Origin of the sequence: Winogradskyella rapida, from assembly GCF_042675845.1 — a bacterium.
GTDB classification, from domain to species: Bacteria; Bacteroidota; Bacteroidia; order Flavobacteriales; family Flavobacteriaceae; genus Winogradskyella; species Winogradskyella rapida.
This window is the reverse complement of record NZ_JBHTKM010000063.1, coordinates 2,055,887-2,069,298: the sequence shown is the minus strand read 5'-3', so window position 1 is coordinate 2,069,298 and position 13,412 is coordinate 2,055,887. Positions and strand designations below refer to the sequence as shown.

The following is a 13,412-nucleotide window of genomic DNA, read 5'->3' as shown; positions in this document are numbered from 1 at the left end:
TCTGTTAAACTTATGTTAATAAAATTAACCACCTATTGAAATTTGAATCGCACCATCTTTGGATCCTCTACTTGGAGCGTAACGTTCCATCATTTCTTTGGTTTTATTTTCCATAATATCATCATATTCCGTTTGCGAGACCTCCTTACCTTTAGTAGGTACTTCAATCCCTACTTTTTCTTCAGGATTAATGACAATTTTACTACAGATAACAGTTAGTTTTCCATCGTGTATTTCTAAAATTAAACCAGGAAGCCCTTGGTATTTGGCAGGACCATTACTCACAGGAATCTGTGGTGTGTACCAAGCTGTTATAATTCGTTCTTCCATTTCTGGTTCTTTCTCTTCCTCATTTTCATCTCCGATATTTGGTTTACTATTAAAGTTTAAATTCACTTTAGGAACCTGTTTCGTATATGTTGCTTTAAAACAGATGTACTCCCCAATATGCTTAGTATCGGATTGTAATTGCCATTGAATGGGAGCAATAGAATCTTTAATTAGGAACTTTTTACCCATAGTTTCCTTTTGGTCAACATAAGTTTTATGTTTTACATTTTTATAAAACACATCCGAACCGCTACTTCCAAAAGACACCTGAAAACCACCACCAACCTGTGGTTTACTTAACTCAATCTCTTGCTTGTAAACTGAAGATGATCTATCAAAAGTTAACAGGTATGTTTTTTGAAACTGTTTTTTCATCATTTCCATCATTTGCTTCTGCATAGCATCATTCATTTTGGTGCTATCCATTTTAATATCAAAATCGCGATGGGTTTTGTAAGTTGCTATACCTTGAAAATCTTGTGCGCCAATAGGTGACACAACAGCTATTAACATTAAAATTAGAATTCTAGTAATTGTTGTCATTATGTTCTGTTTTTAAGATTATAAAATTTCAATGCAGTGGCCTTTATTTTTTCAATATTCTTTAGAAATTTTGCTTTTTCATTGGCACGCCCAACAACAGAATAGATCATGTTACCTTTTAAATTATTCTTAACCTCTGAAAAACTACAGTTTAAAGTAAAACTCAATTCTTCATTATTAGCTATCATTTTAAATAGCTCATCTATATCTTCTGGTTTAAAAATAGATTCGAGATCTTCAACTGAATCAATTGTAACTTCAATACTAATCCCATCAATTTTTAGTGCATTTTCCTCAACTTTAGACTGACTATACCCAACAACAGTAATTAATAACACTAAACAAGTGCACACTTTTTTTAGACTAAAACAGTCACGAATATTTGATTTCATTTTTTATAGTTTTATAATTAATACGTTACAAATATGAGCCCTAAGAACTATCTTTTAGGTTAACTAGTGTTAACGTGTGTTAACCGATAACTTTTACTAAATAATAAGGTTATACATTTGAAACATCCATATCTAGATTTTGATACCAATGAAATAATTATATGGATGTACCATGCGACTGTAAAAAACAATACAAACACATGAAACATGAATGATAAAAGATACCAATGGATTTTATATACCATCATTGCTGTAATTATGGCTACGATTGGTATACAAGTCTATTGGAACTATAAAAACTACCAGACCAACAAACAACAGCTGATTAATGACGTGCAAATTAGTTTAGATAAAGCGGTAGATGATTATTATACTGCTTTGGCAGAACGCACCACTTTTGGCTTTATTCTTGAAGGCGACCAACAAAAAAATGCTTTTGAAGACGGTAGTGAACTTGAAAAATTTTTTAAAACCATTGATGAATCTAAAAAAGAGTTTACCAACCTCGATTCTATAGATACCAATTCGATTGAAGGGATAACAATATTTAGAGGGCATAAGGCAGATTCAATGTCTGAAGCTCATGATAAAACACACAGTCCCGTATCAATAGATCAACTTAAATTAAAAATAGATAGTTTAAAAACCGACGATAAAGACGTTGATTTAAAAAATGCCGAATTTCTAACCTCTAAAGTGATGGTTTCAATAAAAAATGACACACTTGATGTTAAGGCTGTTGAAGAATTAATAGCTGAAGAATTAGAACGCAAAAGCATCAATGTCGACTTTTATTTGGATTATAAGGACATCCAACGTGACGTTGATTATTTTAGCGTAAACGGATGCTTACCTGAATTTGACCCTAGCCATATGTCTGATGATTATTTGCAAACAGACACAAAATCTAGATTCCTTCCAAAAGGCACCTTTTTAACCATTTTATTTACCAACACCACTAAAGCTATTCTTCATCGTATTCTCGGAGGGATTCTTATTTCAACACTGTTAGTTTTAGTCGTAATCAGTTGTCTATTCTATCTTTTAAAAATCATTAAACACCAAAAGCAACTCGCCGAAGTTAAAAATGACCTTATCAGTAATATTACTCACGAGTTTAAAACCCCAATTGCCACAATTAGTGCCGCATTAGAAAGTATTAGTAATTTTAATGCTATTAACGATAAAGCTAAAACTAAAACATACCTTAACATGTCTACTGAGCAATTAGGAAAGTTGAATGTCATGGTAGAAAAACTATTAGAAACCGCCACGTTAGACAGTGATAATTTAGAGTTAAATAAAGAACCTTTTAATATCACTAGTTTACTTGAGGCCTTAATTGAAAAGTATAGGATTCAATTTCCGGATAAGCAATTCAACTGCAATATTCAGCTTGAAAGTGTAATCGTTAATGCCGATATTTTTCATATTGAAAATGCCTTAAATAACATTTTAGATAATGCTGTAAAGTATGGAGGTGATATAATTTCTATTAAATTAATAACACGAAACACTAATTTTGATATTTTAATTTCAGATAACGGCAATAGTTTAACACAAGACCATAGAACTCAAATTTTCGATAAATTCTATCGCGTACCGAAAGGTAATACACATGATGTAAAAGGCTTTGGTATTGGTTTATATTACAGCAAAACTATTATTGACAATCACAATGGGTCTATAAACTTAGAACTGCATGAAAATTTAACCATTTTTAAAATCTCTCTTCCAAATGGCTGATAAAATCAAATTGTTATTAGCCGAAGATGAAGCGGCATTAGGACAAATACTCAAAGAAAGTCTAGAAACACGAGATTTTGAAGTCATTCTTTGCGAAAACGGTGATAAAGCTTTTGAAAAATATAAATCTGAATCCCCAGAAATTTTAGTTTTAGACGTAATGATGCCCAAAAAAGATGGGTTTACATTAGCTAAAGAAATTAGAGCTATAGACGCTACTATTCCCATCATATTTTTAACTGCCAAGTCGCAAACTACAGATGTGGTTGAAGGCTTCTCAATTGGTGGAAACGATTATTTGAAAAAGCCATTTAGTATTGAAGAGCTAATTGTTAGGGTTTATAATCTGGTAAGTCGAACAAAAACTCAAACACATTCAGAAGTCATAACTATTGGCAATTACACATTAGATTTTCCTAAACAGCATCTTAAATTTAAAGAGGATGACCATGTTCAACTCACCCATAGAGAAGCGCACCTCTTGTTTCATCTGATAAAAAACAAGAATCGCGTTTTAGAGCGTTCTGTGATTTTAAACAAACTTTGGGGTACAGACGATTTTTTCTCTGCCCGAAGTATGGATGTTTTTATTAGCAAACTCCGTAAAAAACTTTCTAAAGATAACACCCTACAGATTATTAATGTCCGTGGCTTTGGGTATAAACTTACGGATTAAACCATAGGAAACTTCTCTGTAATATTTTAGGTATCTTCGACATTTAAAAAACCATAGTGCCTTTTGACTACGGTTAATAATAAGTTAACACCTAAGGCTGCTTTTACACAGTTTACGCATTTATGGTACATTGTCGCTATGCAAATAAAATCTAAAACACTGATTGCTGGAGCTATTTTTACATTAATAGCCCTAACGGCCATGCAAGGGTATTTAATTTTTAATACCTATGATCTAAGGAAAAATAATTTTGCCGTAGAATCTAGAATGACAATAGGTAGCATTGTACAAAACCCTTATGTAGACTCCATCTCCTGGGCTTACCGCACTGAATTTGTAGATAAAATCCCCGAGTACCGCAAAGGCCAAATTAATAAAAAAGCACTTATACAAACCTTAAAAAATGCTGCTAAGGAAAGTAATAATGGTTTCTTAGACTATTTTAAAGAAGGTGCTGAACACTTCGGCTTACATGAAAATGTTCTGTTTAAGCGGTCTGCATCCTTAATACTATTTACCTATGAAAATGGCGAAACGGAAACGATTTTAGCCGAAAACGAAGACCCTGATCTCTTTTTATTAGGAACCGATTTCCCTGTAGACGAAGGCTATTTAATTAACGCATGGAACTGGTCTTTTGATAAAGGTTTTACCAATGCCAGTGGACATCTAGAAACCGTAGTTATTACCTACAGAGCAAGCCTCTACATGAAAATAATTGACTGGGATAGCATCATGCTAAAAAAACTACTCCTGCTTTTATTTGTTGCTTTTTTACTCTTTGTATTTATCATCACCTTAGTCACCTACTCCATTAGAAATCTCTTAAAGATTAAACGGATCTCGGAGATTAAAACCGATTTTATTAATAATATTACTCACGAGCTTAAAACGCCTTTGGCCACCTTATCTATTGCCACAAAAACCTTAACTAACAAATACGCTAAAGATGATAAAGCCATTTCAGATGAAGCTATTGCTACTATTAACAGACAAAATAAACGGCTTCAAAACCTTATTGATCAGGTTGTAGACAACAGCTTAGGTTACAACCATATTAATCTTCAGTTAGAACCCGTATTGCTTTCTGAATTTATAGATGAAGTTTGTGATGATTTTTCATTAACCTTACCCCAAAGAATTCAGCTTTTACGAGTCTTAGAACCTTCCGATACTCCTATTTTAATTGATAAGTTTTTTATCAGTACGGCAATTATCAATATTTTAAATAATGCCGTTAAGTTTGAAGGCACTGTGATTAAGGTTGAATTAAAGACTATAGAGGCCTACAGTGTGATAACTATATCGGATAATGGCATCGGAATTTCAAAAAAGAATAAAAAACTTATATTTGATAAATTCTATAGGTTGAGTGAAAAGAACAAGCATGATTATAAAGGCTTAGGTTTAGGACTTTATTATTGCAGTCAGATTATAAAAGCTCACCATGGAATTATAGATGTTGAAAGCAAAGAAAAACAAGGCTCAACGTTCTTTTTGAAAATCCCTACTAATCATGGAAAAGAGAATCTTACTGGCTGATGATGACATTGATTTTGGTGCTGCCCTAAAAAAATATTTAGAACTGAATAAGTTTGAAGTCATATGGGCCAAAGATGGCACAGAGGCTTTAGAATTATTTAAAATGCATACCTATGATATCTGTATCATAGACGTAATGATGCCTTTAATGGACGGTTTTCAACTCTCTAGAAAGATTTCGAAAATTAACCATGAAACTCCTTTTCTATTTGTTACGGCCAGAAAGACCAAAGAAGACCGCATAAAAGGGCTCAGTTTGGGCGCCGATGACTACATTACCAAACCTTTTGAGGTTGAAGAACTTATTCTGCGGATTAATAATATTATAAAACGAACCACACAGCAAAAAACAATTAGTCTAGATACCGAAAACGAAAGTCTTATTACCATTTCTAACTTTCAATTAGACGTTGTTAATCTTACTTTAACCCTTGCAGAGACCACCTCTAAAATCACAGAAAAAGAGGCACAACTCATTTATTTCTTGTTTAAAAATAAGAATACCTTAATACCGCGAGAAGAAATTTTAGCGAAGGTTTGGGGCCATAGTAATTTCTTTTCAGGCCGAAGTATGGATGTATTTATTTCTAGAATACGAAAACATTTAAAAGCCGATCCTTCCATTTCCATAAAAAGTTATCGCGGTGCCGGATTAGAATTTCGGATTGACAATAATTCAAACTAAATAAAATTAAAAAAGCAGCTAATAAATTAGCTGCTTTTAGGTTAAGAACGGATTGATTTGCTATTTATCCTTACGCCTTAACAAACTTTTTAATAACACTATTTCCTTTAGTATCTGTAACCTTTAAAAAGTACATTCCAGATTCTAAATTTGAAACATCCACACGGTTGGTTGACGTCGCCTGTGTCATTATGCGCTTCCCGTTAATATCCATTATAGTAAGGGTTTCAATATGATCTCCTTCAATATTTAAAGTATGAGTTACAGGATTTGGATAAAGTACTAATGAAGAATTAAGATCAAAATCATTCACGCCTAAACTCACATCAGTAATAGTAACATCATCAATATATATTGTTCTATTTGACGCTTCTCCTACAGCATGCTTAATCGCAACATAAGCATCACCTTCAGCATGTAATGGAAGATCTATAGCATATTCTAAAAACTCTACATTATAACCACCACCAGAAGTAATAGATACGGTTGAAATGGCTTCAAACGTAGACGCATCTTCTGGGTCACTCATGGTCCCGATAATTAAATCGGCAAAGGGCGCATAAGCAGAACTCTGTTTTGCAAAGAACTCAAGTCTATGAGATCCATCGTTAATTCCAGGGAATTCAGGTAAGATTAACAACATTGTTGCATTGGCATCATTTCCAGGGTTAAAAATTATAGCATTTTCTCCTGTATTCGCATAAGATGAAGAGCTGTTTACCTCTGCCAATTCAGAGCCTGTAGAGTCTGTAATTTTATTCCAGCAGAATGGAAAATCGCCATCCTCATAGTCTTCAAAATCTTCTGTAAAGTTCGCTGTAAATGCTGCACAACCCGTTCTTGTATCATAAGGTCCAAACCAAGCACTGTACCCCGAGCCTTCACTTCCTGTAGCTTCACATTGCGCACGTACAAAAACACGGTATGGGCTATTAGGGATTAAGGCATTACCATCAGAGTCTACCGTAATACTTGTTGTTAAACTATTACTCACTAATGCTGTTTCTAAAGCCGGATTAAAGTTTAATTCGGTTTGCTTTACAATAATTTCCCATTCCGTCTGGGTTTGATAGTCTAAGGTTAAATTAAGATCAAAAGCCGTAGCACTAATATTAGAAGCTGTAACATCTAACACCTCAAAACACGTTGGTTGAGCCGTAAGCACAATATCATCTAAATACACGGTTTTGTTATAGGTTGATGTGGTTTCAGGATGAAAAGCCAAATAGGTTCTTGTAGCGTCATAAGGAATATTTACCGCATAAAGCGCGTAATTATTAGTGTTTTCAGAAGAATTACTCAACAAATAAGAACTTAATTCTAAAAAGGTAGACGCATCTGTAGGGTCTGACATTAAACCTACTTTAAAGGTTGTTTCTCCTGAAGTCGTAGAGTTCACTTTGGCTGCAAATTCTACACGTTGCGTTCCATCAGCAATCGTTGTGCTCTCTGGAGAAATTAAATAAACGGTATCATCTGCACTTAAAGCCATTTCGTAATAGTTATCTGGCGAATACGATTGTGAACTACTCTCATTAACTTTTATAGATGGTGCGGTTCCGGTAGACGTTGCAATGGTAGTCCAACAGTAAGGCGTTTCTAAATCGTCTGGCATCGCATCAAAATTCTCACTAAAATCAGCAATAGCACCACAGCTAGTTCTAAAGTATACAGGATCTGACCACACACTAAATCCTTCTGTTCCACAATTTGCTCTTACAAATAATTCATAAGCCGTATTACTGTCTAAATCTGAAATAGTAATAGTGTTTGACGTCACATCAACAGGTGTTGCTGCATCAAGATTTTCTGTTCCTGAAGCTTGCACCAAGTACTGCCAATCAGTTTGTCCGGTATTTAAAGTCCAAGTTGCATCAGCAGTCATTGTAGATATGTTAGTCACTTCAACATCAATCACCTCTAAACAGGTTGGTTGGTTTACAATGGCCACATCGTCAATATAAATGGTTCTGTTAGCCGCATCACCCACACCATGCTTAATCGCCACATAGGCATCAGCATCGGCATGCATTGGAAGGTTAACGCCATATTCTAAAAAGTCAGAACTAAATCCTCCTGCGGTTATTGAAACTGTAGAAACCGCTTCAAAGGTAGACGCATCTGTTGGGTCACTCATTGTCCCGACTATTAAATCTGCATATGGAGCAGCGCTAGAATTCTGTTTTGCAAAAAACTCTAATCGACGTGTCCCATCATTAACAGCAGGAAATTCTGGTAAGATTAAAAGCATTGTTGCATTAGCGTCATTTCCAGGATTGAAAATTATAGCATTTTCTCCCGTATTTGAATACGATGAAGAATTGTTTATCTCAGCGTATTCAGAACCTGTAGACGCTGTAATTTTATTCCAACAGAACGGAAAATCGCCATCCTCATAGCCTTCAAAACCTTCAACAAAATTAGCGGCTAATGGCGCACAACCAGTTCTTGTATCATAAGGTCCAAACCAAGCACTATACCCCGAGCCTTCACTTCCGGTAGCCTCACATTGGGCACGGACAAAAACACGGTATGGACTGTTAGGGATTAAAGCATCGCCATCAGAGTCTACCGTTATACTTGTTGTTAAACTATTACTCACTAGAGCTGTTTCTAAAGCCGGATTAAAGTTTAAATCAGTTTGCTTTACCACAATTTCCCATTCGGTTTGCAGTTGCGTATCTAAGGTTAAATTAAGATCAAAAGCGGTAGCACTAATATTAGAAGCTGTAACATCTAATAACTCAAAACACGTTGGTTGTTCAGTAAGGACAATATCATCTAAATAAACGGTTTTGTTATAAGTTGATGTGGTTTCAGGATGAAAAGCCAAATAGGTTCTTGTAGCGTCATAAGGGATATTTACCGCATAAAGCGCGTAGTTATTCGTATTTTCAGAAGAATTACTCAATAAATAAGAACTTAATTCTAAAAAGGTTGAAGCGTCCGTAGGATCTGACATTAAACCGACCTTAAACGTCGTATCTCCTGAACTGGTAGAGTTTACTTTGGCAGCAAATTCCACACGTTGTGTTCCATCGGCAATCGTAGTGCTCTCTGGAGAAATTAAATAAACCGTATCATCGGCGCTTAACACCATTTCGTAATAATTTTCTGGAGAATACGATTGTGAACTACTTGCATTCACTTTTATAGATGGTGCGGTTCCGGTAGATGTTGCAATGGTAGACCAACAGTAAGGTGTTTCTAAATCGTCTGGCATGGCATCAAAATTCTCACTAAAATCAGCAATAACACCACAGTCAGTTCTAAAATAAAGTGGCCCTACCCAATCACTAACCCCATCAGTGTCGCAATCTGCTCTTAGATATAATTCATAAGCCGTATTAGAAGTTAAACCTGTAATTTCAATAGCATTAGACGCGGTTTCTACGGCGGTTGCAGCATCAGGATTCTCAGTTCCTGCAATTTGCACCACATAATCCCATGATGTTGCGGCAGACGTCCAATTTACATTTAGAGAAGACGCCGTGAGATCTGTAATTTCAATAGCACTCGGTGGTAAACATGAAATTGTATTAAAATCGAGCTCTATATTAGCTCTGTAATAATCTAAAACTCCTGTTGGTGGTGCAGCCGGATCTGGATTGGTCGTATTATTACCGTAATGTAAGACTCTACCGTAAGCTGCAGAATATCCTAAATTATGGCTTATAAAATCGTTCGTATCACTTCCGTCTTGGTTTTCATCTACAGCAATCATTAAATTTGCCGTATTAGAATAAGCAAAAGGCGTATCTAAAATAATACTCACCTCATTATTAAATACACTTACTGTCCCAGCATAAACTTGGGTTAAGTCTTCTAAAGGTAACCATCCAGAGGTCGACTCTAGCACATCGTTAGTCGTTTCTGCCATATACACCACAAGATCGTTGGAGTTTTCTAAACTTCCGTTGGTATAAAATGTAATTTTAGAAATCGTACCGGCTTGATTTATTTCTGACTGCAAATAGATATTTTGCGAATAAGAATAATTATCATCAGCATCTATAGGAGATTCTTGGTAAGAATTAGAAGACACCCCTAAAGTAACGTCATCAATTAAGACCGTTTGAGCACCTGCACTTAAGCAAAGCATTGCAAAAAGAAGCAGTAAGTAGTTTTTTCTCATGATTTATAAATTTAAATTTTAGACCTTCATAAGCCTTGTTAATTCATTAACTAGCTTAATTTAGCGTAAACATATTTACTAATACACACTTTACAAAGCTCTTATAGGTTAACGATAAGTTAATGGAATCTTAATATAACAATTTACAATTCTATTTTTTGAATTTTGTTTGAACAAAAATCACATCTCATATGACTAAAAAGTTACTTTTAATCGTTGCGCTTTCGCTAGGCTATTTTGTAAGCGCGCAAACTGATGAAGCTATTGATGCCACTCCAATTAATGCTTCTGTAAATTTTAATTGTGAAAATGAAAAAACTGGAAACTTTGCTGGTTTTACCAAATCTGAAGAATTTACATGTTTAAGCTCAGAGTATGACGAATGGATTGATGTATGGTATTCTTTTACACCAACCGAAACCCAAACTTACGCTATTGAAACCGAAGCCTTAAACGGAAGTACTTACGATGTAAGAATTGCCATTTTTACAGGAACACCAGGTAACTTAACGACTACTTCAGGCTGTTCTACACGTTACTCTAATATGACTTTAAACAGTGGTGAAACCTATTATATTCACTTAAGAGGTGCTTTTGAAAACACTCAGTATAGACTTTGTGTTTATCCTTTCCCTGAAGCTCCAATTAATGATGAACCTTTAAATGCAGACCGCTTAGAAGAGTCTACTTTTGAAGTTTGTGAATACCCTTCTTTAGGATATACGACAAGTGCAACCTATAGTAGCGAAACCATCTGTAGTACATCTAACCCTGATGTTTGGTATAAATTTACACCATCAGAAACTGCAGAATACACTTTTAAAACCACCTTAGTTAATGGATCTACACCAACTTATATTGGAATTTACAGCGGAACACCAGGATACTTAAATGCATTATCCGAAGATTACCCTTCACCAACCGTACAGTGTCAAGATATTGTATTGGCTAATTTAAATGCTGAAGAAACGTATTATATCGGTGTAACATCATCACAATCTTCACAAGCTATTTATTTCGAATTATGTGCTTATAAATCACCACCTGCTCCAACAAACGACAGCTGTGCTACACCAATTGCACTTACTGTAGGACAGAGTTTTGAAGACAATTATATCATTGCTACCAATACTTCTGCAACTGTAGATGCATACGAATCTAACTACCCAAGTTGTGGAACGTTAGACTTTACAACACGTGGTAGAGATGTTTGGTTTACAGTTGTTGTACCAGCGTCTGGAAACTTTACTGTAGAAACACGCCTTGAGCCTACCGAAACCAATATTAGTGATACGGTAATGGAAATGTATACAGGATCTTGTGGTGCTGAAACCTTAGAACCTTATTATTACAACTTACCACCACCAAACACAACAACAGCTTACTGTAATGACCAGTTTGTTATTGGAGGTGATCAATTAGCGGGCGTTCTATTTACAGATAAAACACCAGGTGAAACGGTTTATATTAGAGTATGGGGATGGGCTTTACAATTCGGTAAGTTCAGAATTTCAGCTTACGATGCCTCAACTTTAGGTGTTCAAGATTTTGATGAATCACAATTTAGTTTTCACCCAAACCCGGTGAATGAGGTTTTAAACTTAAACTACCATGAACCTATTGAAACGGTTACCGTAAACAACTTGCTAGGTAAAGCTGTACTCACTAAAACCATAAACGCTACATCAACAAGTGTTGACTTTTCTAATTTGGCCTCTGGAATTTACATTGTTACTGTAAACTCTGGTAAAGCCACTAAAAACTTCAAGGTTATTAAACAGTAAGTTTTTAAAAAAATCCCTTCATTTTTAATTTCAAACACCTTATCCTTCATTGGTTAAGGTGTTTTTTTTTGAGCACATCATAGCTTCATCCTAAGAAAGCCGAGACTGATATCTTAAAGAATCATTCAAATTTTGTATTTTTCATCCTTACAAGACCAAAAGCCATGAAGAAGCTGTTTTATATTTTTATTTTTTTTAGCGTATTCGGCTTTTCACAATCTAAAGATCAAAACACATTTTCAGCAAGTCTTATAGATTCAACCCAACTTCAAGCAAAAACCATTTTTGGGGTCGATAATTTTAAAACACTTTATTACAGTACGGATAACAATTCATTTCATAAAAAAACAAAGGACACAACCATTACGTATTCCAATTTTCAGCTTGGTGAAATCACTTCCGCCAACACCTTTAATCCTTTAAAAATGAATCTTTTTTATAAGGATTTTAATACGGTTGTTATTTTAGATAATCGCTTGGCCGAAATTTCTAAAATCGACTTTAATCTTACACAACCTTACCGTAATGTATCGTTCGTTTCTATGGGCTACCATAACACCCTTTGGTTGTTTAATCAAGATTATAATTATTTAGAACTCTATGATTATAAAGCTCAAAAAACAAAGCTTAAAACCGTACCTATTCCCTCTAATGTCTTAGACCTTAAGAGCGACTACAACTACTGTTACCTCCTTACAGAGCGTTTTCTTTATGTCTATAATTACTTCGGAAGTCTTATTCATAAACTCCCGAATCTTAATTATGAACGCTTAGCTTTTAGCGAGGCCCATTTGGTTTTAAAATCTAAAGACAAATTATATATTCTTAAAAAAAACGACAACAGTATATACCCTTTGGAACAACCTAATTTGTTAATAAAACAGTTTTTGGTAACCAATGAAACCTTGTATCTTTACCACGAAAACGTACTACGTCATTACCAACTAAAAATCAATTAAGTTATGCATGTTGCTATTGCAGGAAATATAGGAGCTGGAAAAACAACGCTCACAAAATTACTCGCTAAACATTTTAAATGGGAAGCACAGTTGGAAGATGTCGTTGACAATCCGTATTTAGATGATTTTTACAATCAGATGGAACGATGGAGTTTTAATCTGCAGGTTTACTTTTTAAATAGCAGATTTAGACAAGTAAACATCATTCACGAAAGCGGAAAAGACATTATTCAAGATAGAACCATCTATGAAGATGCGCATATTTTTGCCCCTAACTTACATGCTATGGGCTTAATGACCAACCGTGATTTTGAAAATTATTCTTCTCTTTTCGAACTTATGGAATCTTATGTAAAAGGTCCAGATTTACTTATCTATTTACGTAGTTCTATTCCTAATTTGGTTAATCAGATTCAAAAACGTGGTCGTGATTATGAAAATTCTATTAGTATCGATTATTTAAGTCGACTTAATGAGCGTTATGAAGCTTGGATTTCTAAATACAACAAAGGCAATCTTTTAATTATTGATGTAGATAATTTAGACTTTGTGGCTAATCCGGAAGATTTAGGTGGCATTATCAATAGAATTGATGCTGAAATCAATGGTTTATTCTAAAA

Annotated in this window: 10 protein-coding genes; 7 read left to right on the top strand and 3 right to left on the bottom strand. The window is 34.7% G+C overall.

What is annotated here, in order from left to right:
• Positions 1–24: 24 nt before the first annotated feature.
• Complete coding sequence (locus ACFQ13_RS16180) at positions 25–873, bottom strand: GLPGLI family protein (protein ID WP_386119183.1); 849 nt, start codon at positions 871–873, stop codon at positions 25–27.
• On the bottom strand, positions 873–1,265 hold the full coding sequence (locus ACFQ13_RS16175) for a hypothetical protein (protein ID WP_386119182.1): 393 nt from the start codon (positions 1,263–1,265) through the stop codon (positions 873–875). Before ACFQ13_RS16175 ends, ACFQ13_RS16180 begins: the two co-directional genes overlap by 1 nt.
• Before the next feature lie 207 nt (positions 1,266–1,472).
• Here ACFQ13_RS16175 and ACFQ13_RS16170 point away from each other — a divergent pair, with 207 nt between their 5' ends.
• The 4 genes from ACFQ13_RS16170 to ACFQ13_RS16155 all read left to right on the top strand — a co-directional run bounded on the left by ACFQ13_RS16170 (position 1,473) and on the right by ACFQ13_RS16155 (position 5,914).
• Positions 1,473–3,011, top strand: coding sequence for a sensor histidine kinase (locus tag ACFQ13_RS16170; protein WP_386119180.1), 1,539 nt, complete (start codon positions 1,473–1,475; stop codon positions 3,009–3,011).
• Positions 3,004–3,687 carry a response regulator transcription factor gene (locus ACFQ13_RS16165; RefSeq protein ID WP_386119179.1) on the top strand — a complete coding sequence of 228 codons (684 nt, stop codon included), beginning with the start codon at positions 3,004–3,006 and terminating at the stop codon, positions 3,685–3,687. The genes ACFQ13_RS16170 and ACFQ13_RS16165 overlap by 8 nt, the downstream gene beginning before the upstream one ends.
• Positions 3,688–3,750: 63 nt before the next feature.
• Positions 3,751–5,229, top strand: a complete 1,479-nt coding sequence (locus ACFQ13_RS16160) for a sensor histidine kinase (RefSeq protein WP_386119177.1) — start codon at positions 3,751–3,753, stop codon at positions 5,227–5,229.
• Positions 5,204–5,914, top strand: coding sequence for a response regulator transcription factor (locus tag ACFQ13_RS16155; protein ID WP_386119175.1), 711 nt, complete (start codon positions 5,204–5,206; stop codon positions 5,912–5,914). The genes ACFQ13_RS16160 and ACFQ13_RS16155 overlap by 26 nt, the downstream gene beginning before the upstream one ends.
• 70 nt (positions 5,915–5,984) lie before the next feature.
• Here the strand turns inward: ACFQ13_RS16155 and ACFQ13_RS16150 are convergent, their stop codons facing one another.
• Positions 5,985–10,049: a choice-of-anchor J domain-containing protein gene (locus tag ACFQ13_RS16150; RefSeq protein ID WP_386119173.1), complete on the bottom strand. Its 4,065-nt coding sequence runs from the start codon at positions 10,047–10,049 to the stop codon at positions 5,985–5,987.
• A gap of 191 nt (positions 10,050–10,240) precedes the next feature.
• Between ACFQ13_RS16150 and ACFQ13_RS16145 the strand changes: the two genes are divergently transcribed.
• From ACFQ13_RS16145 to ACFQ13_RS16135, 3 genes are all read left to right on the top strand, one after another.
• The gene (locus tag ACFQ13_RS16145) at positions 10,241–11,833 is read left to right on the top strand and encodes a T9SS type A sorting domain-containing protein (protein WP_386119171.1); all 1,593 of its coding nucleotides are present in this window, start codon (positions 10,241–10,243) and stop codon (positions 11,831–11,833) included.
• 164 nt (positions 11,834–11,997) lie between these two features.
• Positions 11,998–12,792: a hypothetical protein gene (locus ACFQ13_RS16140; protein ID WP_386119169.1), complete on the top strand. Its 795-nt coding sequence runs from the start codon at positions 11,998–12,000 to the stop codon at positions 12,790–12,792.
• 3 nt (positions 12,793–12,795) lie between these two features.
• A complete protein-coding gene (locus ACFQ13_RS16135) occupies positions 12,796–13,410 on the top strand; it encodes a deoxynucleoside kinase (RefSeq protein WP_114308514.1) in 615 nt (204 codons plus the stop codon).
• Positions 13,411–13,412: the final 2 nt, after the last annotated feature.